Here is a 25,046-nt window from a genome sequence, read left to right as displayed (position 1 = left end):
ATGAACAACAATTTAGTACAATACATCTTCGGAATTGCGGATAATTCTTTAATTTTAGGACAACGTCTTGGTGAACTTTGCGGTCACGGTCCAAGTTTAGAAACCGATATTGCCATGACGAATATTTCTCTAGATTTATTCGGACAAGTACGAAGTTATTATCAATATGCAGCCAAATTAATCGGAGGCGAAGCTACAGAAGATACTATTGCATTTCTAAGAAAAGAAAGAGACTATAAAAACGTTTTGTTGGTCGAACAACCCAATCAAGATTTTGGATATTCTATTGCTAGACAATTTTTATTTGATGTGTATCATTTATTAATGTTAGAAGAATTGCAAAATAGCAAAGACGAAACGGTATCAGCTATTGCCAAAAAAAGTATCAAAGAGGTTTCGTATCATACTCGTTTTTCTTCCGATTGGATCAAAAGATTAGGAGATGGAACCGAAGAAAGCCATAATAAAATCCAAGCTGCAATCAACGATTTATGGATTTTTACCGAGGAACTTTTCCACCAAACCGATGCCGATAAAGCTATGGTAGCGGGAGGAATAGGAGTAGATGTGACACTTTTGAAAGCTAATTATTACAAAAAAGTAAGCAGTGTTTTAGAAGAAGCTACATTGCAAACACCTACTATTGAATATTTCCAAAAAGGAGGAAAACTAGGTATACACAGCGAACACATGGGCTTCATTCTAACTGAATTACAGTACATGCAACGCACGTATCCAAATATGACTTGGTAAAAAAGTAAAATCTAGCCCTTAAGAATCTTTACTAATAAATTATCATTGCGAACTTAGCGTAGAAACCTTGCGCTCTTTGCGGTAAAATAAATGACAGAACAATTAACACATATTGACCCAAAACTATTCGAAATTTTAGATTCGGTTTCCGATCCTGAAATTCCAGTATTGTCAATAATGGAAATGGGTGTCGTGCGTTCTGCTAAACTAATAAACGGAATTGTAGAAGTTCAAATCACTCCAACCTACAGCGGTTGCCCAGCAATGGATGTAATTGGTGATGATATCAAATTAGCATTCCAACAAAAAGGCTTTGAAGCCAAAGTAGAATTAATCCTCTCGCCAGCATGGACAACCGATTGGATTACACCAAAAGGCAGAGTAGCATTAGAAAAATACGGAATTGCTTCACCTTTATCAGAATCAGCTGATAAAGAAGTGCTTCTTGGAAATAAAAAGTTAGTAAAATGTCCACAATGTGGTTCATTGAACACAAAGTTAGTAAGTCAATTTGGTTCCACAGCTTGCAAAGCATTATTTCAATGCGATGATTGCTTAGAACCATTCGACTATTTTAAATGTTTAAAATAATTTGCAATTAACGGTAAAATAGTCCTTGTGGCACCGAGACTTTGCGAGAAATAAAATATAGGTATGAGCAATTCAATTGAATTAAAAATTGAAAACAATGTGGCGTGGATTTTACTCAACAGACCCGAAGTTTTCAATAGTTTCAACAGAGAAATGGCGTTGTCATTGCAAGACAAGTTAGACGAATGCAATAACAATCAAGCCATCCGTGCCATCGTGCTAACTGGAAGTGGAAAAGCATTTTGTGCTGGGCAAGACCTAAAAGAAGTAACCGACCCAGAATTGAATCCGGGTTTCAGAAAAATATTGGAAGAACACTACAATCCAATAATCCAAAAAATTAGAACGATTGAAAAACCAGTCATTGCAGCCGTAAATGGAGTAGCCGCAGGAGCAGGAGCCAACATCGCTTTAGCATGTGATATCGTTATTGCCTCAGAACACGCTAGTTTTATACAAGCGTTTAGTAAAATTGGATTGGTTCCTGATAGTGCTGGGACTTTCTTTTTACCACGATTAATCGGTTTTCAAAAAGCATCGGCATTAATGATGTTGGGCGATAAAGTCTCTGCACCAGAAGCTTTGAGTATTGGAATGATTTATAAATTATACCCAGTAGCTACATTTGAGGAAGAAGTAAAAACAATCGCCGAAAATTTAGCACAAATGCCAACCAAAGCGTTAGGTTTAACCAAAAGATTATTAAACCAATCCATGACTAATAATCTGGAACAACAATTAGCATTGGAAAGCGATTTACAAATCGAAGCGAGTTCCTCCAACGATTACAAAGAAGGTGTAACCGCTTTTGTTGAAAAAAGAAGACCAGAGTTCAAAGGAAATTAAATAATCAACTTAGCGAACTAAGCGTAAATCCTTGCGCTCTTTGCGGTTAAAAGTAGTAGTAATGAATGTAGCCATAATAGGTTCAGGAACCATGGGAAGCGGCATCGCGCAGGTAGCCGCAACTTCGGGTTGTGTCGTAAAACTTTTCGATTTGAATCAAGATGCGTTAACCAAAAGTAAAAATGCTCTTGAAATCACGTTATCAAAATTAGTCGAAAAAGAAAAAATTGATGCCACCGAAAAATCCCGAATCCAAAATAATATTTCTTATGTCAACACTTTAAAAGATTTGTCCGATTCCGATTTAGTCATCGAAGCCATCGTAGAAAATCTCGAAGTCAAGCGAAAGGTATTTTCAGAACTCGAAACTCTAGTTTCAGAAAACACAATACTCGCATCCAACACATCATCACTATCAATAGCTTCCATTGCAGCTTCTTGTCAAAAACCAGAACGCGTCATTGGAATTCACTTTTTTAATCCAGCGCCATTAATGCAGCTGGTTGAGGTGATTCCAGCAGTGCAAACTAGCGAAGAAGTGTTGCAAAAATCAGTACAAATTATCTCCGATTGGAAGAAAGTAGTAGCTGTTGCCAAAGACACTCCAGGGTTTATAGTAAACCGTGTTGCACGACCTTTTTACAGCGAAAGTTTACGAATTTACGATGAAGGAGTAGCCGATTTTGCCACCATCGATTGGGCTTTAAAAACCATTGGTGGTTTCCGAATGGGACCTTTCGAATTAATGGATATGATCGGTCACGATGTCAATTATGTGGTAACCGAAACCGTATTCACAGCCTTCTATTTTGACCCAAAATTCAAACCATCATTCACACAAAAACGCCTTTTGGAAGCAGGATTTCTCGGAAGAAAATCAGGACGAGGTTTTTACAATTACAATCAAGAATTACCATTACCAACAGAAGATACTGTTTTAGCAAAAACCATTTTCGAAAGAGTAATTGTAATGCTAATCAACGAAGCAGCTGACACGTTATTTTTAAATATCGCATCAGCCAAAGACATCGACAACGCCATGACCAAAGGAGTCAATTACCCAAAAGGATTACTCGCTTGGGCAGACGAACTCGGAATCAATTGGTGCATAGAAAAACTAGACGAATTATACAACGAATACCACGAAGATAGATACCGATGCAGCCCAATTTTGCGTAGAATGTCTAAAGAGAATAAAAATTTTTACTAAATAAACTTAGCGAACCTAGCGTTGTCACCCTGAGCTTGTCGAAGGGCTCTGCGCTCTTTGCGGTTAAAAAAAACAAATGAAAGGAACCAAAATACCATATAAAATGTTGTCTCAAGACGCCTACAGCCAATGGTTAGGCATCGAGATTCTCGAGTGCGAAATCGGTCGTTGCAAAGTAGCGATGACGGTTCGCAAAGAAATGCTCAACAGTATGTTCAAAGCCCACGGAGGAATCACCTATTCGTTAGCCGACACCGCTTTCGGATTCGCAGCCAACACGCACGGTAAATTTTCAGTTTCCATCGAGACCTCAATAAATCACATTGAAGCAGTCAATGAAGGTGATTATCTAACCGCCGAATCAGTAATAGAAAAAGTAAATAACAAACTAGGATTCAATATTATAGAAGTAAAACGAGGCGACGAATTGGTAGCACTTTTCAAAGGCGTTGTCTATCGCACCCAAAAAGATTGGGAGGAGTGAAATTTGTCAGGCTGAGTTTGTCGAAGTCAGAAGCGAATGGCTCGGGCATTTTAGCAATCCATGTTCCCGCTTTCCGCTCTACAAGGTGCCGCTCCAATCGGGGCTATAAAGGAAGTGAATTGATTAGAAAATAAAATAAATAAGAAATATAAATAGATGTCATTTTCAAGAATTTTAAATCTGAAATCTGAAATCTGAAATCTAAAATCTGAAATCTAAAATCTGCAATCTGAAAATGGAAGCATACATCATAGACGGAGTACGAACTCCAATCGGAAGTTACCAAGGTACACTAGCATCGGTTCGCCCAGATGATTTAGGAGCTTTGGTCATCAAATCCGTAGTAGAAAAAAATCCAAACATCCCAACTGATGCCTACGACGACGTCATCATGGGTTGTGCCAATCAAGCTGGTGAAGACAATCGTAATGTAGCAAGAATGTCACTTTTATTGGCAGGATTACCATATACAGTTCCCGGCGAAACGGTCAACCGTCTTTGTAGTTCAGGATTATCAGCTATTATTGGTGCTAATCGCGCTATAAAAGCTGGTGACGGACACGTTTTTATAGCAGGCGGAATCGAAAACATGACCCGCGGACCATTAGTAGTTTCCAAACCATCATCAGCGTATGGAACCGATTCTAAAATGTATGATTCGAGCTTTGGCTGGCGTTTCATAAATCCAAAACTACATGCCATGTACGGCACAGATGCGATGGGTGAAACTGCAGAAAATCTTGTAGAAAAATACAATATTACTCGTGAAGATCAGGATTCGTTTTCTTTACATAGCCAACAAAAAGCAACTGCAGCACAAACTTCTGGAAGATTAGCCAAAGAAATAGTTACGGTTGAAATTCCACAACGAAAAGGCGATGCGATTCAATTTTCAAAAGATGAATTCATCAAACCAAGCACATCAATGGAAGGTTTGTCAAAATTACGTCCAGCTTTCAAAAAAGACGGAAGTGTAACAGCAGGAAACGCCTCAGGTTTAAATGACGGCGCTTGCGCAACAATAATTGCATCAGAAGAAGCTGTTAAAAAATACAATTTAAAACCATTAGCTCGAATTGTAAGTTCATCGGTGGTAGGAGTAGAACCCAGAATTATGGGAATTGGTCCGGTAGAAGCAACCAAAAAAGCATTAGCAAAAGCAGGTTTAACCTTAGACCAAATCGACATAATCGAATTAAACGAGGCTTTTGCAGCACAAAGTATTGCTTGTATCCGCGAATTAGGATTACAAGATAACGATCCAAGAATAAATCCGAATGGTGGCGCCATCGCAATTGGTCATCCATTAGGAGTAACCGGTGCAAGAATCGCGTATTCAGCAGCATTAGAATTACAATTAACAGGAAAACGATATGCATTAATCACAATGTGCATCGGTGTTGGACAAGGCTATGCCGCAATCATAGAAAGAGTATAAAACTTAGCGAACCTAGCGTAAACCTTAGCGTTCTTCGCGGTTAAAAAATATAACATGAACAAAACACAACATTACGTACAAGGAAAATGGACGTCTGCAACTGGAGATGGGAAACCCTCTTACGATGCGGTTACGGGCGAATTCATCGCAGAAACCTCTGTTGAAGGATTAGATATTCCTGCCATTTTGCATTATGGAAGAACAAAAGGCGGTGAAAAATTGCGCAAAATGACTTTCCAAGAACGCGGTAATATGATTAAAAGTTTGGCGATGTATTTGACCAAACGCAAAGAAGCTTTTTACGAAATCAGTTACCGAACTGGTGCTACTCGTATCGATTCGTGGATTGATATCGAAGGTGGTTTCGGAAACTTATATGCTAATGCGTCGTTGCGAAAATTATTCCCAAACCAAGCGTATCATGTGGAAGGCGACCCCATCGATTTGTCGAAAGGCGGTCGATTTATGGCGCATCATATTTTAGTTCCGAAAAAAGGAGTGGCGATTCACATCAACGCTTTTAATTTTCCAATTTGGGGAATGTTAGAAAAATGTGCTTGTAATTGGATGGCGGGAATGCCAGCGGTAGTTTTGCCAGCTCCAGTTACGGCTTATTTAACGGAAGCCGTGGTTCGAGAAATCATCGCCTCTAATATATTGCCGGAAGGCGCATTGCAATTGATTTCAGGAACAGCCAAAAACATTTTCGATACAGTGGAAAGCCAAGATGTAATCACATTTACAGGTTCGGCTGCTACTGGTCGATTGTTGAAATCACATCCAAGGTTAATTCAAGAATCGGTTCCGTTTACCATGGAAGCAGATAGTTTGAATGCCTCAATTTTAGGAGAAGACGCCGTTCCAGGAACTTCTGAATTTGATTTGTTCATCAATCAGGCGCGTAGTGAAATCACGGTAAAAGCGGGACAAAAATGTACAGCAATCCGTCGTATGATTGTTCCTGAAAAACTGATGGATGATGTTCAATCGGCTCTTTCAAAATCATTAGACAAAGTGGCTATCGGTGATCCAAGATTAAAAGAAGTCCGAATGGGCGCTTTGGTAAGTAAAGACCAAGTAGACGTTTTAAAAGGAAGAGTTCAAGAATTATCCAAATCAGCCAAAATAGTGTATGGAAATTTAGAAAAAACCAACATCATCGGAGCCGACGAAAAAGGGGCTTTTGTAAGTCCTATTGTACTTCGCGAAGACAATCCGTTTGCAAATATAGCCGTTCACGAAACCGAGGCTTTTGGTCCGGTTTCAACGATTATGCCGTATAAAAACCTTGATGAAGCTATTGAGTTAGCTCAAATGGGTAAAGGTTCGTTAGTATCGTCAATCGTTACCAATTCTGATGAAATTGCTAAAGAATATGTAGTTAATGCCGCATCACATCACGGAAGAATTTTAGTTCTAAATCGTGAAAATGCCAAACAAAGTACGGGTCACGGTTCACCATTACCATTATTAGTTCATGGTGGTCCAGGCCGCGCTGGTGGCGGAGAAGAAATGGGTGGCGTTCGCGGAATCAAACATTACATGCAACGTTGCGCGATTCAAGGTTCGCCAACAACTTTAACCGAAATCACAGGAATTTATCAAGCGAATTCGGCGTATAAAGAAATCACGCAGCATCCGTTCCAATACCATTGGGAAGACATCCAACCCGGTATGTCATTACGCACTCATAACAGAACAGTTACCGATACTGATATCATCAATTTTGCCAATATCACTTGGGATCATTTCTATGCACACACCGACATTACTTCGCTTGACGGAAGTATTTTCAAAAAAAGAACCGCTCACGGCTACTTCATTTTAGCAGCAGCAGCAGGTTTGTTTGTGTACCCAAATAAAGGTCCAGTTGCGGCAAATTACGGATTGGAAGAATGTCGTTTCTTACGCCCAATTTATCACAACGATACCGTTTATGTACGTTTAACGTGTAAACAAAAAGTCGATAGAGATGTAGCTTCAGCGGAACATCCAAGTGGCATCGTAAAATGGTTTGTTGAGGTTTTTGATACCGAAAATGAATTAGTAGCAGTAGCAACAATTCTAACAATGGTTCAGAAAAAGCAAGAAGTTTTCGTAGAGATGACCGATGAAAAAGTTGCTGAATGTGTGAACAAACTAACAGAAAATACCAAGCCAAATTGGGGAATTCTAACGCCTCAACATTTGTTAGAACATTTGGAGCTAGGGTATAAAATCATGTCAGGTGAAATTCAAGATTTTGAAATTGCAACACCCGAAAAGATTTTGGATAAAGTGCATAATTCGTTATACAATTATGACAAATTCCCAAAAGGGACGAAGTTTCCAACGATGAAAAAAGACGAATTAGAAGATTTAATTCATCCCGATTTCGAAACAGCCAAAGCCAAATTTTTTGAAGCAAGAGAACAATATAAAACCTTTTTCAAGGAAAATCCTGAAGCCGTTCTAAAGAACATGGTTTTCGGAGAAATGAATAAATATGCTTCTTATCTATTAGAACGAAAGCATTTGAACCATCATTTTGAACAATTTAATATTTTGTAAATAATAATTTGAAGCTAATCCTGCTATCCGTTGCAATCTTTTCTTTTTTTAAAGAAAAAAAAGAAAAGGATTTCCACTACTATCAGGGCTAGGAATAGAGAATAAAAAGAAAATCAGCGGAAATCAGCTAAAATCAGTGTCATCCGTGTCCAAAAAAATAATTATGTCAAAAGCATACGTAAAATATTTGAAATTAAAAGGAGGACAGCCAGTGGCTGTCAGGTAAAAAGTATATAATTATGAATGAAGCATATGTAAATTATACAATTAGTGACAACATCGCCACTATCGAGTTTTTTCATCCCGAACAAAATTCCTTACCAGGCAACATCCTAGCACAATTAGCCAACACCATAACAGAAGTTGGAAAAAATAACGAAGTAAAAGTCATCATCCTTAAAAGTGGTGGAGACCGAACCTTTTGTGCAGGAGCGAGTTTTCAAGAACTAATTTCCATCAACGATGCTGAAACTGGAAAAGTATTTTTCTCAGGATTTGCCAACGTAATCAACGCAATGAGAAAATGTCCAAAATTCATCATCGGACGCATTCAAGGAAAAACCGTTGGTGGTGGAGTAGGAATAGCAGCGTCAACCGATTATTGTATGGCAACTAAATTCGCTGCTATAAAATTATCAGAATTAAACGTTGGAATCGGACCATTCGTAGTCTCACCAGCCATCGAGAGAAAAATGGGAGTTTCAGCCATGTCACAAATTGCTATTGATGCTAATTCTTTCTATGAAGCTAGTTGGGCCAAAGAAAAAGGACTGTTTGCCAATGTGTATGAATCCATTGAAGAAATGGACGAAGCCGTTCAGAAATTCGCCGAACATTTATGCACCTACAATCCAGAAGCCATGCTCGAAATGAAAAAGGTTTTTTGGAGAGGAACAGAAGACTGGGATAATTTATTAGCCGAAAGAGCCGCTATTAGCGGAAGATTAGTGCTGTCTGATTTTACAAAAGAAACGTTGAAGAAATTTAAATAAAGACAAAAGATAATAGACGAAGAGATGATAGACAGAAAATCTATTATCTATCTGTCTATCATCTATTATCTAAAAAGATATGATATACGAATTCAAAGGGTTCATCCCAGTCATACACGAAAGTAGTTTCATCCATCCGCAAGCCGCGGTTACGGGTAATGTCATTATTGGAAAAAATGTATATGTTGGTCCAGGTGCAGCGATTCGTGGCGATTGGGGAGAAATCATTATTGAAGATGGCTGTAACGTTCAAGAGAATTGTACGATTCATATGTTCCCAGGAAAGACCATGGTTTTGAAGGCCGGAGCGCACATCGGTCATGGAGCGATTATTCACGGAGCCAATATTGGAGCCAATTGTTTGGTCGGAATGAACGCTGTAATTATGGATGACGTAAACGTTGGAGATGAATGTATTATCGGAGCATTAAGTTTCGTAAAAGCCGGAATGCAAATACCCAACCGTAAAATGGTAGTTGGAAATCCAGCCACAATTATAAAAGACGTTTCTGATGAAATGATGGATTGGAAAACTAAAGGAACCGCATTATACCAACAATTACCAAAAGAATGTTACGAAACCTTAAAAGCCGTTGAACCATTGCGTGAAATTCCAGCCAATCGACCAACGCAAGAAGCGTTTTATAAAACATTAGAAGAATTTAGAAAAAGCAATTAGCTATAAGCAATAAGCGTTTAGCTAAATAGAATTAATTAATTTAAATGCTGCAAGCCTATGCCCCAGTGCTAATGGCTAACAGCTAATGGCTAACAGCTATGATAACAGAATTCAAAATGCCCAAAATGGGCGAAAGCATCACCGAAGCCACCATCATCAATTGGTTAAAATCCGTTGGTGATTATGTGGAAGCGGAAGAAATGATAGTGGAAGTTGCTACCGATAAAGTAGACAACGATGTGCCTTCTCCAATTTCTGGCGTGATTACTGAAATTCGTTTTCAGAAAGACGACGTGGTTGAAGTCGGTGAAGTTTTAGCGTTGATTGATTCTGAAGGAGTTCAAGAAGCAAGAAGCAAGAAGCAAGAAGATTTCGATAATAAAGTTGAAATACCATCAATGGCTCAGACCCAACAACCTGAAATTCGAAACCTGAAACTTGAAACTAAAAATGCTGACACTTTCATTTCGCCATTAATCATTTCAATTGCCCAAAAAGAAAACCTTTCTATTGAAGAATTACAAACCATTCCGGGTTCAGGAACGGATGGGCGTTTGCAAAAAAGCGATGTGTTTAATTATTTAAGAAATAGAAAATATCCTATACAGTCAAAACCGATAACGGATAACCGACAACCGACAACGTCTTCTTATCCAAAACCAAAAATCAATTTTGTAGAAGGAAAAGACCGCATTGTAGAAATGGATAGAATGCGCAAGATGATTGCCGATCACATGGTCTATTCGAAGCAAACATCACCACACGTGACTTCTTACATTGAAGTCGATGTGACGAATTTGGTACATTGGAGAAACGAGAACAAAGACAAATTTCAGGAAAAACACAATGAAAAATTGACGTTTACACCTGTATTCGTTCAAGCTGTAGCAAAAGCTGTAGCCGATTTTCCAATGATAAATGTTTCTGTGGATGAGAAAAATATTATCGTTCACAAGGATATCAATATCGGAATGGCAACTGCATTACCATCAGGAAATTTAATCGTTCCTGTAGTGAAAAATGCCAATGAAAAAGATTTAGTCGCTTTAGCAAAAGATGTAAATACTTTGGCGGAAGCTTCAAGAAATAACCAATTAAGACCAGAGCAAATTCAAGGAAGTACCTTCACCATTTCCAATGTTGGAACGTTTGGAAGTTTGATGGGAACCCCAATCATCAACCAACCCGAAGTTGCGATTTTAGCATTAGGGATTATCAAAAAACGTCCCGAAGTGATTACCACTTCAACAGGTGACGAAATCGCCATCAGAAGCATGATGTATCTTTCTTTATCGTTCGATCATAGAGTAGTGGACGGATTTTTAGGAGGTTCTTTCTTACGAAAAGTAGGCGATTATTTAGAACAATTTGACACAAACACAACAATATAACATTATGGAAGATATAATGACACATTCAATAAAAGTAACTCAAGTTGCCCAATCAAAAGTTTCAGAAGTGAATCTTGAAAACATCACAATGGGAACCCATTTTACCGATCACATGTTCATTTGTGATTATGAAAATGGCGAATGGCATAATCCAAGAATTGAGCCATTAGCCTTGATTCCAACGCATCCTGCTGCGATGGCTTTACATTACGGACAAGCCATTTTTGAAGGGATGAAAGCCACTTTAGGAAAAGATGGAACACCATTATTATTTCGTCCAGATGAAAACGCAAAACGAATGAATTTTAGTGCTGACCGAATGGGAATGCCTTCGTTTCCATCAGTTTTATTTGTAGAAGCCTTGAAACAATTTACTGCTTTAGAGAAAAATTGGATTCCAACATCCACTGGAAGCGCCTTGTATTTACGTCCGTTTATGTATGCCGATGAGGCATTTATTGGAATGCGTGCGGCTACAAGTTTCAAATTCATCGTAATGGCATCGCCTGCCGGACCATTTTTCAGTAGAAAAATTAAATTATATGCTGAGAAAAAATATGTTAGAGCCGTAAACGGAGGAACTGGAGAAGCTAAAGCAGCCGGAAATTATGCCGCAGCCATTCGTCCCACAGAATATGCCAAAGCCAAAGGTTACGACCAAGTGTTGTGGTTAGACGCACATGATTTTGAATACATTCAAGAAGTGGGAACGATGAATATTTTCTTCAAGATTGATGGCAAATTCATCACGCCAAGTTTAACAGGTTCTATTTTATCAGGAATTACTAGAATGAGCGTAATTGATTTGTTAAGAAGCAAAGGTTTTGAAGTAACCGAAAGACCAATCAAAATGTCTGAAATTATAGAAGCATCCAAAAATGGCACTTTAGAAGAAGCTTTCGGAACTGGAACAGCAGTAGGAATTGCTATGGTTGAAGAAATTGGGAATAACGATTTGTCGATTAAATTTCCAGCCGAAAATCCAGTTTCAGTAATGGTAAATGACACGTTGAATGCGATTAAAAGTCAAGATATCAAAGACGAATTTGGTTGGATTGTAGAAGCAAAATAAACTATTAAATATTTAACCCTTTCTGAGTTTAAAACTCAGAAAGGGTTTACTATACTAAATATGTTAGATAAAAAAATACTAGAAAAAGCGTTTTCAACAATGGCCACTGCCAAAGCCATGGCGACTTTGTATGAAGATAATTTCAAAATAGTTTCTAAATACGTACACGCTACTTCGCGTGGTCACGAAGCGATTCAAATTGCTATGGCAATGCAATTGTTGCCACAAGATTATGCGTTTCCTTATTACCGTGATGATGCTATGATGTTGGGAATCGGAATGCAACCTTATGATTTGATGTTGCAATTGATGGCAAAGGCAGCCGACCCGTTTTCGGGCGGGCGAACGTATTATTGTCATCCGAGTTTGAAAGATGCTGATAAACCTAAAATCCCACATCAATCATCAGCAACCGGTATGCAAGCCATTCCAGCAACTGGTGCAGCAATGGGGTTTTGGTATAAAGAAAATACCGGAATTCAAGATGCTAATTTAGAAAAACCAATTGTAGTTTGTTCGCTTGGAGATGCATCCGTAACTGAAGGTGAAATCGCAGAAGCACTACAAATGGCAGCCTTGAAACAACTACCAATTTTGTATTTAGTGCAAGATAACGGTTGGGATATTTCGGCCAATGCGGCGGAAACTCGTGCTCAAAATGCTTTTGAATATGCCAAAGGTTTCCACGGAATTGAAGCCATTTCGATTGACGGAGCCAATTTTACAGAAAGTTATTTAGCGGTTCAAAAAGTAGTACGAACCATTCGTGAAGAACGCCGTCCGTTTTTGGTTCATGCCAAAGTGCCGTTGTTGAATCACCATACTTCTGGTGTTCGAATGGAATGGTACCGTGACGATTTGGAAGAAGCACAATCGCGAGATCCATTTCCAGTTTTGATACAACAATTATTGGAAGCCGGATTTACCAAAGAAGAAATTCAAGCAATAGAAAATACCGCTGTTGCCAAAGTGCAAGCGGATTTTGATAAAGCGCAATTAGCAGCAGATCCAACTCCAGAAGATTTATTTACACACGATTTTGCTCCAACGCCAATTACAGAAGAAGTAGGTGAACGAAATCCGGAGCGTGAAGATAAAGTAGTAATGGTCGATTGTGCCTTATTTGCTGTAGAAGAATTAATGAAAAAACACCAAGAATGTTTGTTGTATGGACAAGACGTTGGTGGAAGATTGGGAGGTGTTTTTAGGGAAGCAGCGACTTTAGCACAGAAATTTGGAGACGAACGCGTTTTTAATACACCCATTCAAGAAGCTTTTATTGTGGGTTCTACTGTTGGGATGAGCGCAGTGGGTTTAAAACCCATTGTTGAGGTGCAGTTTGCTGATTACATTTGGCCAGGCTTGAACCAATTGTTTACCGAAGTCAGTCGTTCGTGTTATTTATCCAATGGAAAATGGCCTGTAAGTATGATTCTTCGTGTGCCGATTGGTGCTTATGGAAGTGGTGGACCTTATCATTCGTCGTCTGTAGAAAGTGCTTTGACTAATATTCGTGGTATCAAAATTGCGTATCCAAGTAATGGTGCCGACTTAAAAGGATTGTTGAAAGCGGCTTATTACGACCCCAATCCGGTAGTGATTTTGGAACATAAAGGGTTGTATTGGAGTAAAGTAAAAGGTACCGATGCTGCAAGAGTCAACGAACCGAGCGAAGACTATATCTTACCTTTCGGAAAAGCCAATATCGTTCAAGAAATTTGGGAACAAGAAACCGATGAAACCATCACGGTGATTACCTACGGAATGGGCGTTCATTGGGCGTTGAATGCTTCGGCAACGATGAAAAAGCAAGTGGAAATTATCGATTTACGAACGCTATATCCACTTGATGAAGAAACCATCTTTAAATCGGTTAAAAAGGCTAAAAAATGTTTGGTAGTGACCGAAGAACCAACCAACAATTCGTTTGCAAGAAGTTTGGCTGGATTGATTCAAGAAAAATGTTTCAAATATTTGGATGCGCCAGTAATGGTAATCGGTTCGGAAAATATGCCGGCTATTCCGCTGAACAGTACTTTGGAGTTTACCATGATTCCAAATGTGGATAAAGTGCGATTGAAAATAGAGGAACTTTTGAGGTATTAATTGTCATTACGAGGCGCAAAGCAATCTGGAGCTATTTCCAGCTTTCCGTTGCAATCTTTTTATACCTGACAGGTATAAAAAGGATTTTCTCTTCAATCTGGGCTAGGGCAGTTGGGTTGGAAAGAAATTAGGTAAGTTTTCAAAATTCAGTATCCGTTGTTGAATATTGAACAAGGAACTTTCTTAGAAATGCTAACTCTATTCCATACCCTTACCCATTAGCCCTGATGGGAACAAGCTACCGTGTAGCGTGAACAGCAGGAATAGGGAAACCAAAAGGAACCAAGCCATTCGCTTCTAATAATAAAAAACCACAGTTAGTAAAATACTACACTGTGGTTTTTAGTTTCTCAATATTCAAAATTCGGTATTGAATGTTGAATATTCAATTTGGAATAACGAATAATGAAGTTTTAAATTATTTTTTTACACCTGGAGGATATTGCGCCAATATTTTATCTACAAATTCTTTGATTCGGGCGTCTTTTTCTTCGGCATTTTTGGTTAAGTAGCCGCTTCCTTCACCTTGCCAAACCAATTCTTTGGTTTTAGCGTCAATTAAATCGATGTACAAAGTACCTTCAGGAGTAGTGTAGACATTGCTATAGCCCATACCCCAATGAGGTCCCCAACCCCAACCCCAGCCAAAACCGCTGTTGTTGTATACGTCAACGCGTTGGCTTTCTTTAGTAAAAATGCTCACTAATAAATCGGGTGATTCACTTTTGGTAAGCCCTTTGGCTGTCATGGCATCGTCTATAGAATAGAGAATTCTCTTTTTATCTAAATCGGAGATCTCTACTTTATCGACGGCACTTTTTAAGTAGGCATAGGTTTTATACCCAGCAAAATTGGCTTTTTTGTCGTAATCGGAATTTACTCTAACCGAACTGCAAGAGGCAAGCACGAAGAGTAGGAGTAATGGTAAAAATTTTGTTGTTTTCATATCTATTTTTTTGTTTAATAAGTTTAATATTGTTTAAATAGTTTAAATATGTTGGAATGTTTTTTTTAAATTAAACCCTTAAACAATTTTAAACTAAAATAAACCTTCGTCCACTATATTAGGGATGGTAACTTTCAACAAAGGTTGCGTCTCCATAGCTCTTTTTATAGCAAAAATAGCACCTTCGTTTCGGGCCCAACTTCTTCTGGATATTCCATTGTTGACATCCCAGAAAAGCATTGATTCTAAGCGTTTTGATGCTTCTTTTGTTCCATCAAGAACCATACCAAAACCGCCGTTAATTACCTCGCCCCAGCCCACGCCACCACCGTTGTGAATGGATACCCAAGTAGCACCTCGGAAACTGTCTCCAATCACATTTTGGATTGCCATATCGGCAGTAAAACGCGAACCGTCGTAGATGTTAGAAGTTTCACGATAAGGTGAATCGGTTCCTGAAACATCGTGGTGATCACGACCTAAAATCACGTAGCCAATTTCGCCACGAGCAATAGCTTGATTGAACGCTTCTGCTATTTTGATGCGGCCTTCGGCATCGGCGTAAAGTATTCTTGCTTGAGAACCAACGACTAATTTATTTTCTTGTGCGCCTTTAATCCATTGGATGTTATCGGCCATTTGTTGTTGGATTTCGGAAGGAGAATTTTTCATCATTTCTTCCAAAACATCGCAAGCAATTTTGTCAGTTTTGGCTAAATCTTCAGGGTTTCCAGAGGCACAAACCCAACGGAAAGGACCAAATCCGTAATCGAAACACATCGGTCCCATAATATCTTGAACGTAGCTGTTGTATTTAAAATCAATGTGGTTTTCAGCAAAAACGTCGGCTCCAGCACGAGATGCTTCTAATAAAAAGGCATTTCCATAGTCGAAGAAATAGGTTCCTTTTGCCGTATGTTTGTTAATTGCATCGGCATGACGGCGCAATGTTTTTTGAACTTCTTCTTTGAATTTGGTTGGATTGTTTGCCATCAAATCGTTGGATTCCTCAAAAGTATATCCAATAGGATAGTATCCACCAGCCCATGGATTGTGGAGTGAAGTTTGATCGGAACCTAAATCGATACGTAAATCTTCTTGGTCGAAGCGTTCCCAAACATCTACTACATTTCCGAGATAGGCAATAGAAACTACTTCGTTATTTTCTAAAGCGCTTTTAACTCTTGGTACTAATTGGTCGATGTTGTCAATCACTTCATTAATCCAACCTTGCGAATGACGAATGTGTGTGATTTTCGGATTTACTTCGGCACAAACAGTAACACAACCTGCAATATTTCCTGCTTTTGGTTGAGCACCCGACATTCCGCCTAATCCAGAAGTTACGAATAATCCGCCTTTTGGAGCTTTTTTTATTTTTCTAAATCCGTTTAAAACTGTGATGGTAGTGCCGTGAACAATACCTTGCGGACCGATATACATATAACTTCCAGCGGTCATTTGTCCGTATTGCGAAACCCCTAAAGCATTCATTTTTTCCCAATCGTCTGGTTTGGAGTAATTAGGAATTACCATTCCATTGGTAACGACTACTCTTGGAGCTTCTTTGTGCGATGGGAATAATCCCATGGGATGACCCGAGTACATGGCTAAGGTTTGTTCGTCGGTCATTTCTGCCAAGTATTTCATGGTCAGAAGATATTGTGCCCAATTGGAAAAAACAGCACCATTTCCACCATAAGTAATCAACTCATGTGGATGTTGAGCCACGGCATAATCCAAATTATTTTGAATCATGAGCATGATGGCTTTGGCTTGTTCGCATTTTCCGGGATATTCTGAAATTGGTCTTGCATACATTCTGTAGTCAGGACGCAAGCGGTACATGTAAATTCTGCCGTACGTTTCTAACTCAGCTTTGAATTCAGGAATTAATTCGGCGTGATGCTTTGGTTCGAAATAGCGTAAGGCATTTTTTAATGCTAATTTTTTTTCGTCGTTAGAAAGTATTTCTTTGCGTTTTGGTGCGTGATTTATTTCAGTTTCATAAGGTTTCGGATTGGGTAATACCGATGGAATCCCTTGAAGTATTTGTTCTTGAAAAGTCATATTTTGTTAGTTCGTTGGTTTGTTATTTTGTTGGTGTTTTAATTGTTCCAGTTTTTTTGTCAAATCCATAAGGACAATGCCGGCAACCACTTTTGCAACAATAGCCTCTTTTTAGGTGGTATTTTTCAGTAAAGCATCTATAGCCTTCTGGAGTGAGATAATAATCTTCACCTTCTTTTAAATTTTTCGGATTTAAATCGTCATTCATAGCTACAAATTTAGCAACTTTGTAGCATATGATATTGATTGTTTTTAAATATTTAACGCCTAAAGGTTTTAGAGGAATTACTTTTTTTCCATTTGTTTTTATGGTTGATGCTAAAGATAAATCAAATCCTATTTTTATTAATCACGAGAAGATTCATATTAGACAGCAAATGGAGTTGTTGGTGGTGCCTTTTTTTGTTTGGTATTTTGTAGAATATGGTTTCCGACTAATTCAATATAAAGATAGAAAGAAAGCGTATTATAGTATCTCATTTGAGCGAGAAGCGTATGCCAATGAAAAAGACCTTGCGTATTGTAAAACAAGGTCTTTTTGGAGTTTTTTAAAATATCTGTAAATTTAAAAAATTACTTTTTGGGTGATTGTAATTCCGTTTTTTAATTTCACTTGAATGAGAAGTGCTGTGTTATTTTTTTCTAAATTGGTTATTGTAAATTCATTGGATTCAACATTGGTATAATGACCTAATTTTCTTCCTAGTATATCAAATACAGTTACCGAATCAATGGGTTCTAATGTTGAGTTGATGGTAATAAATTCTTTAGCGTAAACTCTAACAGAAGTATCAAATGAATGGTTTGAAGCGGCTAGTACATTGTTCAAATACACAATTTTAAAGCGCTCATTAATGGTGCCTGCTGAAGTGTAAAAGCGATATGGTGCTGCTTTGATGTCATAGGTAATATCCAATAGTTTATCTCTAAGATAAATATTTTGTGAATTAAATAAGCCATCCACTCCAGCTATAGCTATAGAGTATGAGCCAGCAGTTTGTATGTGTATTCCAATTGGAACTTCATCGTTTACATCAAATGGTAATTCTCTTCCTTGAATTAGATATTTGTCGGTGTTACTCGTTAACGAGTAAATGGACATTGAGCCTGTGTTTAATGTATTACTATCAAAAAAGCTATCTCTTCCCATAGTAGCCCCTTCAATATATCCAAATAACGTTCTGTCGGATTGATTGTTTGTATTGATTAAATCCAGCCAAATTCTATTTCTTTCAATGGTGTTAACATTAAAGGTTGTATTGGTAGCATTCAAATTTGAAAAACGATAAAAAGAGCTGTTGTCATATGTGTAGCTTCTTAAATTGTTATTGAATGTTACTACATCAGAAGCCGCAGGACCATCTTTCATTTGAACAAAGAAACCTTGTGCCGCACCAATAAAAAGATCGGCATTAGCAGCAGGACAGCAGCTGGTACCAGTGAAATTATAGGTTAAATAATCGCCTGGGCTGTAGTTGTAAGTAAAGGTATTGTAGAACGGACTCGCAATTTGAGAAGGTAAGGTTCCGTGTGTCCAAAGTTTAATATTTCCTTCAATTTTAGTGTTGTTGTCAAACAAAAATTGACTTCCTCTAATTGCCGAAGGATATGGATTTCCTACTAAGTTCCAATTATCGCTGTAGTTATTGATTTCAGTTCCGTTGGTTCCTGTATGGTAAGCTGTATTAGTGTCTGTACCTCGGGAAATAGGAAATGTTATTATTCCGTTATTAGGAACTCCAGTAAAAATTCCGTTAAGCGTTGATGGAACGGTTGCACTGAAACTACTAGGGCCTCTAGCAATATATCCCTTACCGGCAGTCATTGTATTTCCTGTTGCACTTTCCCAGTTTCCTTGACCGCCGTTTGGATTAGCTACGGTAGTATTCCATCTGTAGATTGGGCCCAATACTAATGGAGCGGCAATATTACTCACATTAAAATTTGCTACTGGTGATGACCAATACACATAATCTAAATTTCTAATGGATGCGTTACGTTTATAAGTTATGTTTCCTGTATTTGTGGTGTTGTTAATTTGAATTAAACTTGCCGTATTGTTGATTAAAAAGGTTCCCGTAGGTTCAACTGTTACCCAATCAGTCACCGTAATATTGTTGTTAGAATTAACCGTTAAAGTAGCGCCGTTTAAAACGGAAAGTGTTCCCGCTAATCCGTTGTATCCACTTCCCGAAATGATAGGGTTGTTTGCTGTTATTGGAATTATTACACAATCACTACCATTAGGAATTCCAACAGGTGTCCAGTTATTCGCTTTATTCCAATCGGTATCTACAGTACCATTCCATGTTTTTCTATTACTAATAGTGATAGTTGTTGGGTCGGTTATGTCTAAAGTGGTTCCGTTGCAAAAGGTATACGTCACTTTTGCAGTATACGTTGTTGTTGCCGAAGGACATACTGTTATGGTACTGGTATTCCCAACTACAGGGCCAGTGGTTCCTGCTCCTTGATACCAAGTTATGGAAGTAATTGATGTTCCTGATGGTACAAATCTCCATGCTTCATTGAAAGTAGTCCAGTCTGGATCCAAAGAATTTCGGTTTGGTGCTACTACTGCTTGAGTTCCGTTTGCATTTTGTAGTCCAACAACAGCATTTCCTGAATTCCAGGAAGCACAAACCCTCTTTTCTTTCATGTATACTTCAATAATGTTAGTGTTTTCATATAATACAATCATACCAGTGTACAAGAGTGAATTACAAGTGGATGAGAACATTGGAATATCACTCCATGAGGCAACTAATGCTCTACAACCCGAAGGCATGGTAACCAATTCGTAACCTACTTCACCACCAACGCTCGGATCAATATCATGATAAGCACCAAAAATAGTATTTAAGAATAGTGAAGTGCTAGGTAAATTGTTAGAAAAAGACCATGTAGAATATCCTCCTGGAGTATTAGAAGTTTGATCAAAAGTGATTGTTCCGTTTGAACCAATTAAACAACTGCTGTATGTATTTCCATAATAGCAGAAATTGAAAGGTAAAGCTATAGAAGATGACCATACATCATCAATATTTATACTTACAGAATTTTGCAAACAACCATATTGATAAGGTGGGTTATACGGAATTGATTGTGCTGTATATGTGGTGGTTTGTCCAAGCTGAATATAGTTTGCTTCTAGCGTTGTACACGTTGAAGCATTACAATTTAATATCGGATTTGGATCTGCACCACTTAAACCTAATCCACCAGCTACGTTAGTAGGACAGGCCATACTAGATAATCCGTTGCCGTTTCCTGGTGTACACGGAGTTGTAATGCATATAGAAAATGTTCCTTGTCCACTACCATTTGCATTGCTATATACACGAATAGTGTATGTTGTTCCAATTGTAAGTCCAGTTAATGTTGTTGTCTCTACAGCGGTACCTGTTGTATTGTTTATGCAGGTCATGCTTGTTAATCCGGAACATGTGCCACTAAAAACTTGAAAAACAGCATTACTTAATGTGGTAGGAGTTACTGTTATTGTATGACTGGCATCGGTTGCAGTAAATTGGAACCAAACATCGTCATCTGCAGTTCCTGTACATCCCACTTGCGATTGAGTACTGCCTAAAGTTGTTCCATTGGTGTTTATAGTACACGTGATTGTTGGGTTAACTGTTAATGTTGTTGCACCTATGCAATTATCGTTTGAAGGAGGAATAGGACTAGTAACACATATTCCGAAAGTTCCATTGTTATCGTTCCCATATTCCCACATTCTAATATAAACGGTTTGTCCAGGAGTTAATCCTGTTTGGGTAAGATAAGGCATAAGTCCGTTGGCACTTGAATCGTCGTCACAAGCTAATAAGGTTAAGCTACCACAAGTTCCTGAATATAGTGCCATACCGCCGTCTGTCATTATTCCAGTTTGTGTATCTACATTTATTGTTCCATTGGAAGGCACTACAACTGAAAACCAAACATCACCTCCAGCATAATTAGCACACCCTGGTGCAGGTACCCCAGAAGATGCTGTGGCTCCAGAGTTTGTATAAGTTGAATAGGAGCAAGTAGAATTTGCGGTTAAGGTTATTGCTCCAGAACAGTCATCATTAGTTGGAGCTACTATAGGGCAATTTAGTGTAAAATTAACGCTACCTCCGGACGAACTTTCTGGATCTAAAAGTAAGTAATAGGGAGTTCCTGCAGTAAGCGTAAAAAAAGTACTCAATGAAGAGCCAGTTAATGCGCTAATACAAGTCCAACCTGTTGCATTACATCCAGAGGACACAGGTTTGAACTGATAATCAATACTAGAAAATGAGCTGGTTTGTTGAATAGCATAATTGCCAGTGATAGTAGGGGTAAAGGTATACAGCTGTTCATTTCCAGGAGTGGAAAATCCACAAGAAGAAGTATTATAAGCTCCTATTCCTGAAGTTATTGTTGCGCTGGTAGCCGTTCCGCAACTGGTGATGGTAGGAATCGAGGCGCAAGGATTAAATGGAGTTGTACATGTTCTTGATATTGTAAAAGTTCCAGTGCTTGTTCCGCCCGTGAGCCAATAAGCGACGTAAACATAATAATTTACACCAACTGTTGTAGTGAATGTATAGGTTTCTGTCCCGCTTGATAGTGCTGAATCTTGACATGAAATATTTGTTTGCGAGGCACATGATCCGCTTGATATGGCCATTTCAATATCAAAACTAGTAGTGGTCACTGATATAGTTGTTTGATTACCATCTCCGGTAAATGTGTACCAAACACCGTAATCTGCAAGGCTGCATCCAGAATTATTTACAATACTTGATGTTCCTACTGTGGTTCCCGCTAAATTAGAAGTGGTACAAGGTAATGAGGTTGCATTACTACACAGGTTATTTGCTGGAGCCACAGTAAGAGTGGTAAAACTTCCAGTCACATAAGCGCTGCTACAACTATTTTTAGCAAGAATTCTATAGTAATATGTGGTTGAAGAGTTTAATCCAGTTAGATTTAATGTTGTAGTTGGTGCTACTATCGTAAATGGAGATCCTGAAATGTTTGTAGTGTAACCAGCATCGGTTGTAACTTGAACGGTATATGTTATTGCCGAAGCTGAACCTCCAGTTGGAGCTGTCCAATTCAAATTAGCACCATTTATGGTAATGCCAGATGTAGTTACAGCGTTTGGAACTGCTGGACAGGTGATTCCGTTTCCAGTTAAAGGGCCCAGTGCATTGTAAAGTGGTCCTCCAGAGCAACTGGTATTGTTATAAGCATAAATAAAGTAGTAATATTGGGTGTTACCTGCTAAACCTGTTCCAGCAATACTTGTTGATGAGGAAGATTGTACAAAAGTTAAACCCGCTCCAAGTGTAGCTATATTAGCTGCCGAATAGGTCGTGCCATTTACGGGTTGGCTAGGTGGCGTGTTGGTTAAAGAACGGATTACTAAATAGCCATCTGCAGTACCAGAAAATGATGCTGGAATTGCTGTTGAAGTTATTGTTCCTAAAGAGAATGAAGAAGCTTGAGAAGCAGGAGTTGTACACGGAACAGATGAGGTTACACAAAGACTTGTAAGTGTTAAATTTCCATTACTTCCCACATTTGCAACCTTGATGTAGTAAGTACCTGTTGCTAATGAAGTGCTAATCGTTTCGGTTTGTGTGCCATTTGTAGTGGTAGTATTAGCACAATTTATTTGGGTTAAACCCGCACAACTTCCAGTGGTAGAAATTAACTGTAGGTATATGTTTCGGTTATTACCAATACCAGTTATTGTTATGTTAAGCGGACCACCTGCTACATTAAAAGTGTACCAGCCTTCACGGTTAAATGTAGCGGCACATGAACCTCCAATATTTGGTAGATCTTGAGTAGTGTCGGTAATTGTTCCTGAAGCGCAAGCACCATTAACAGTAATAGGAGTGGCAGTTAAACAGCTTGTTCCTTGAGCATTAGAATAGTTGGAGGTTAAAAGAAATACACTCAATAAAGAAAAAACAGTAAAACTACTTTTCTTTAATTGTGTTTTTGCTTTGAATGCTAGAATTAAAAATTTTAAAAAAAAATCCATATTTTTAATAATTTTAACATAAAAACGTGTTTTGCGAATAAATCAAACTATTATTTAATTTTTAATTAAAATGTAGTGATAATTTGACTTACTCAACAAGTTATGCTGTTTTTTTTGATAATTTTTTATAAATATAAAAAATTAAGTTAAACAGAATAAGTTAAAATTAAAAAAATATTAAAAATAAATAAATTTATAGTTGATAACACATTATCGTTGAGGTTTTTCTGCAGTTATTCCCAAGGTATATTTCCCATTTCCTAATTTTATTTTTCCTTTATTTGGTCCTACAGGAATAACATCCCCAATGGCTACAAAGTCTTCTGGATTGTATTTGTACACTTCTGAATCGGAAGGCCACTGGAAAATTTTTCGGCCATCATTAGGTTGGTTTGTTGCTTTAGCTGCCAAAGGTTCTTTTTCAGCTTTTAAAAAGGCAGGACCAGGTGCTTGAGGAAAACGACCTTCACCATAATTTGTTTTTGGTTTTAGTACGAGTTGGTATTGTAGTTTGCCTGTATGATTACCTCCATTAAGTTCCAAAATTTCAACAGAATTTTTAGTTTGACTCATGATGGTTATACCATTAAAGTAAGGCATGCCAACAGGTGTGCAAATTACCCGAATGGGATTGTCTTCATCTACAACAATTACATCCGCTAAAATTGCATCTAGAACTATTGTTGCCTTGCCATTGGTCATTTGAACAGTACCATAATCTTGATACCAATATTCTGGTGATTCAGGGCATGTTAAGGTAACACGACCATGGTGTTCTGTTGGAATAATTTCAGAAACGGATCCTGTTCCTATGATTTTTCTTAGTGTAGCCCCTGCATTTGTGGAGCCACCAACATAAGCGTAGGCTTGGCTTACTCCAGTATAACTCAAGCCTTCAAAATATCCACCGATTCGCACATTTCCATTCGAATATGAAATTCCTTGAGCTCCCATAGAATCTTGATTTTGTGCGTCAGCTATTCCTTGTAATCCAACTGTATAGCCTGGATTTCCTGATGTTGTGCTTCTTTCGTTCCAACCTCTTAGTGCAATTTGAGTTCCGCCCAAACTAGCATTGGTTACATTCAATTGATTGTAATTTGCAGATGGATTGTATGTAGCGGAGGCATTGTCTACATAATTATAACTACCAATCCAAACGTTTGAATAGCTTATACTTGCAGCAACTGTTGCAGCCCCAGTGGATTGAGAAAATATACTCGTATATCCTGCCGAAGGATTGTTTGCATATACGCCAGCACCTAATAATGTTTGTGTCGGAGTTCCAAATGAAAAATTTACTTCTTTTCCTAAAGTACCTCCAACATTATTGGAATGTCCAAAAATAGCATCGCTTGTAGCGCCACTACTAACTTCAAATTTTGTGGTAGCAGAAATTGTTGGTGTTCCTATTACAACATTGCCATTAGTTCCATCAATTGTTAGTCGTTCGGTTGCTCCAGTTCTAAATTGTAAGTTTTGTGTGTCATTGGTACCAACATAATTTGTTCCCGCTGTAGTTCCTGAATTTCCAACTAGAGACCAATCTTTACCGCCCGTTCCTGCTATAGCAATCCACATGCTTCCATCCCAATAATAATATCCGGGAGATACATTGTTGGGCGAAGATCCAGCTGTTGCAGTATTCCAAACTAAAGTACCTGCTAATAAAGCACCACCATTAGGATTAACTACTGGAGCAGCTGTGTTTCTGGAAGTTAGAGATACATTTGAGATTAAAACTCCATTAGTAGAAGAACTTACATCAAGAGCACCATTTGGTGTTGTTGTTCCAATTCCTACTTGTGCATAACTAGTACCTAATCCTATTAAGGATAAAATAAAAAAACGAAAGAGGTATTTTTTTTTCATAGCATTAAGTTTATCTGG

The 25,046-nt window shown here is 38.2% G+C and carries 18 protein-coding genes; 13 read left to right on the top strand and 5 right to left on the bottom strand.

Annotated elements, in window-relative coordinates; translation table 11 throughout:
- From paaC to ACODSI_RS04580, 12 genes are all read left to right on the top strand, one after another.
- Nucleotides 1-753, top strand: coding sequence for a 1,2-phenylacetyl-CoA epoxidase subunit PaaC (gene paaC / locus ACODSI_RS04635; RefSeq protein ID WP_488915679.1), 753 nt, complete (start codon nucleotides 1-3; stop codon nucleotides 751-753).
- Nucleotides 754-843: 90 nt separating this feature from the next.
- On the top strand, nucleotides 844-1,344 hold the full coding sequence (paaD, locus tag ACODSI_RS04630) for a 1,2-phenylacetyl-CoA epoxidase subunit PaaD (protein WP_488915678.1): 501 nt from the start codon (nucleotides 844-846) through the stop codon (nucleotides 1,342-1,344).
- A 63-nt stretch (nucleotides 1,345-1,407) separates the two neighbouring features.
- On the top strand, nucleotides 1,408-2,190 hold the full coding sequence (locus tag ACODSI_RS04625) for an enoyl-CoA hydratase-related protein (protein WP_488915677.1): 783 nt from the start codon (nucleotides 1,408-1,410) through the stop codon (nucleotides 2,188-2,190).
- A gap of 61 nt (nucleotides 2,191-2,251) precedes the next feature.
- Entirely contained in the window at nucleotides 2,252-3,400 is a 1,149-nt protein-coding gene (locus tag ACODSI_RS04620) for a 3-hydroxyacyl-CoA dehydrogenase NAD-binding domain-containing protein (protein WP_488915676.1), read from the top strand.
- 76 nt (nucleotides 3,401-3,476) lie between these two features.
- Nucleotides 3,477-3,884 carry a PaaI family thioesterase gene (locus ACODSI_RS04615; RefSeq protein ID WP_488915675.1) on the top strand — a complete coding sequence of 136 codons (408 nt, stop codon included), beginning with the start codon at nucleotides 3,477-3,479 and terminating at the stop codon, nucleotides 3,882-3,884.
- Between the two features lie 235 nt (nucleotides 3,885-4,119).
- Nucleotides 4,120-5,322, top strand: a complete 1,203-nt coding sequence (gene pcaF, locus ACODSI_RS04610) for a 3-oxoadipyl-CoA thiolase (protein WP_488915674.1) — start codon at nucleotides 4,120-4,122, stop codon at nucleotides 5,320-5,322.
- A 54-nt stretch (nucleotides 5,323-5,376) separates the two neighbouring features.
- Nucleotides 5,377-7,872, top strand: coding sequence for a phenylacetic acid degradation bifunctional protein PaaZ (gene paaZ / locus ACODSI_RS04605; RefSeq protein ID WP_488915673.1), 2,496 nt, complete (start codon nucleotides 5,377-5,379; stop codon nucleotides 7,870-7,872).
- Between the two features lie 239 nt (nucleotides 7,873-8,111).
- Nucleotides 8,112-8,864, top strand: coding sequence for an enoyl-CoA hydratase/isomerase family protein (locus tag ACODSI_RS04600; RefSeq protein ID WP_488915672.1), 753 nt, complete (start codon nucleotides 8,112-8,114; stop codon nucleotides 8,862-8,864).
- A 79-nt stretch (nucleotides 8,865-8,943) separates the two neighbouring features.
- On the top strand, nucleotides 8,944-9,543 hold the full coding sequence (locus tag ACODSI_RS04595) for an acyltransferase (protein WP_488915671.1): 600 nt from the start codon (nucleotides 8,944-8,946) through the stop codon (nucleotides 9,541-9,543).
- Nucleotides 9,544-9,641: 98 nt separating this feature from the next.
- Nucleotides 9,642-10,934 (top strand): dihydrolipoamide acetyltransferase family protein, encoded by a 1,293-nt coding sequence (locus ACODSI_RS04590; protein ID WP_488915670.1) that lies wholly within the window; start codon nucleotides 9,642-9,644, stop codon nucleotides 10,932-10,934.
- A 4-nt stretch (nucleotides 10,935-10,938) separates the two neighbouring features.
- Complete coding sequence (locus ACODSI_RS04585) at nucleotides 10,939-12,006, top strand: branched-chain amino acid aminotransferase (protein ID WP_488915669.1); 1,068 nt, start codon at nucleotides 10,939-10,941, stop codon at nucleotides 12,004-12,006.
- 60 nt (nucleotides 12,007-12,066) lie between these two features.
- Entirely contained in the window at nucleotides 12,067-14,112 is a 2,046-nt protein-coding gene (locus tag ACODSI_RS04580; RefSeq protein ID WP_488915668.1) for an alpha-ketoacid dehydrogenase subunit alpha/beta, read from the top strand.
- 418 nt (nucleotides 14,113-14,530) lie between these two features.
- On the opposite strand, the gene ACODSI_RS04575 is transcribed toward ACODSI_RS04580, so the two are convergent.
- From ACODSI_RS04575 to ACODSI_RS04565, 3 genes are all read right to left on the bottom strand, one after another.
- Complete coding sequence (locus ACODSI_RS04575; protein ID WP_488915667.1) at nucleotides 14,531-15,058, bottom strand: DUF4136 domain-containing protein; 528 nt, start codon at nucleotides 15,056-15,058, stop codon at nucleotides 14,531-14,533.
- Between the two features lie 93 nt (nucleotides 15,059-15,151).
- Nucleotides 15,152-17,128: a urocanate hydratase gene (gene hutU, locus ACODSI_RS04570; protein ID WP_488915666.1), complete on the bottom strand. Its 1,977-nt coding sequence runs from the start codon at nucleotides 17,126-17,128 to the stop codon at nucleotides 15,152-15,154.
- Between the two features lie 22 nt (nucleotides 17,129-17,150).
- Entirely contained in the window at nucleotides 17,151-17,336 is a 186-nt protein-coding gene (locus tag ACODSI_RS04565) for a C1orf53 family protein (RefSeq protein ID WP_488915665.1), read from the bottom strand.
- 28 nt (nucleotides 17,337-17,364) lie between these two features.
- Between ACODSI_RS04565 and ACODSI_RS04560 the strand changes: the two genes are divergently transcribed.
- Nucleotides 17,365-17,691 (top strand): hypothetical protein, encoded by a 327-nt coding sequence (locus ACODSI_RS04560; protein WP_488915664.1) that lies wholly within the window; start codon nucleotides 17,365-17,367, stop codon nucleotides 17,689-17,691.
- Between the two features lie 2 nt (nucleotides 17,692-17,693).
- Here ACODSI_RS04560 and ACODSI_RS04555 read toward each other — a convergent pair whose 3' ends face one another.
- A complete protein-coding gene (locus ACODSI_RS04555) occupies nucleotides 17,694-23,156 on the bottom strand; it encodes a DUF8693 domain-containing protein (protein WP_488915663.1) in 5,463 nt (1,820 codons plus the stop codon).
- Nucleotides 23,157-23,366: 210 nt separating this feature from the next.
- A complete protein-coding gene (locus ACODSI_RS04550; RefSeq protein ID WP_488915662.1) occupies nucleotides 23,367-25,028 on the bottom strand; it encodes a hypothetical protein in 1,662 nt (553 codons plus the stop codon).
- Between the last annotated feature and the right edge of the window lie 18 nt (nucleotides 25,029-25,046).

It is taken from the genome of Flavobacterium sp. FG139, from assembly GCF_057809695.1.
The sequence above is the reverse complement of the archived record's forward strand: the minus strand, read 5'-3'. Positions and strand labels throughout refer to the sequence as shown.

Bases quoted from the DNA above. Each gene is read 5' to 3' on its own strand.
- paaC (WP_488915679.1), top strand. From the start codon at position 1: ATGAACAACAATTTAGTACAATACATCTTCGGAATTGCGGATAATTCT.
- paaD (WP_488915678.1), top strand. From the start codon at position 844: ATGACAGAACAATTAACACATATTGACCCAAAACTATTCGAAATTTTA.
- ACODSI_RS04625 (WP_488915677.1), top strand. From the start codon at position 1,408: ATGAGCAATTCAATTGAATTAAAAATTGAAAACAATGTGGCGTGGATT.
- ACODSI_RS04620 (WP_488915676.1), top strand. From the start codon at position 2,252: ATGAATGTAGCCATAATAGGTTCAGGAACCATGGGAAGCGGCATCGCG.
- ACODSI_RS04615 (WP_488915675.1), top strand. From the start codon at position 3,477: ATGAAAGGAACCAAAATACCATATAAAATGTTGTCTCAAGACGCCTAC.
- pcaF (WP_488915674.1), top strand. From the start codon at position 4,120: ATGGAAGCATACATCATAGACGGAGTACGAACTCCAATCGGAAGTTAC.
- paaZ (WP_488915673.1), top strand. From the start codon at position 5,377: ATGAACAAAACACAACATTACGTACAAGGAAAATGGACGTCTGCAACT.
- ACODSI_RS04600 (WP_488915672.1), top strand. From the start codon at position 8,112: ATGAATGAAGCATATGTAAATTATACAATTAGTGACAACATCGCCACT.
- ACODSI_RS04595 (WP_488915671.1), top strand. From the start codon at position 8,944: ATGATATACGAATTCAAAGGGTTCATCCCAGTCATACACGAAAGTAGT.
- ACODSI_RS04590 (WP_488915670.1), top strand. From the start codon at position 9,642: ATGATAACAGAATTCAAAATGCCCAAAATGGGCGAAAGCATCACCGAA.
- ACODSI_RS04585 (WP_488915669.1), top strand. From the start codon at position 10,939: ATGGAAGATATAATGACACATTCAATAAAAGTAACTCAAGTTGCCCAA.
- ACODSI_RS04580 (WP_488915668.1), top strand. From the start codon at position 12,067: ATGTTAGATAAAAAAATACTAGAAAAAGCGTTTTCAACAATGGCCACT.
- ACODSI_RS04575 (WP_488915667.1), bottom strand. From the start codon at position 15,058: ATGAAAACAACAAAATTTTTACCATTACTCCTACTCTTCGTGCTTGCC.
- hutU (WP_488915666.1), bottom strand. From the start codon at position 17,128: ATGACTTTTCAAGAACAAATACTTCAAGGGATTCCATCGGTATTACCC.
- ACODSI_RS04565 (WP_488915665.1), bottom strand. From the start codon at position 17,336: ATGAATGACGATTTAAATCCGAAAAATTTAAAAGAAGGTGAAGATTAT.
- ACODSI_RS04560 (WP_488915664.1), top strand. From the start codon at position 17,365: ATGATATTGATTGTTTTTAAATATTTAACGCCTAAAGGTTTTAGAGGA.
- ACODSI_RS04555 (WP_488915663.1), bottom strand. From the start codon at position 23,156: ATGGATTTTTTTTTAAAATTTTTAATTCTAGCATTCAAAGCAAAAACA.
- ACODSI_RS04550 (WP_488915662.1), bottom strand. From the start codon at position 25,028: ATGAAAAAAAAATACCTCTTTCGTTTTTTTATTTTATCCTTAATAGGA.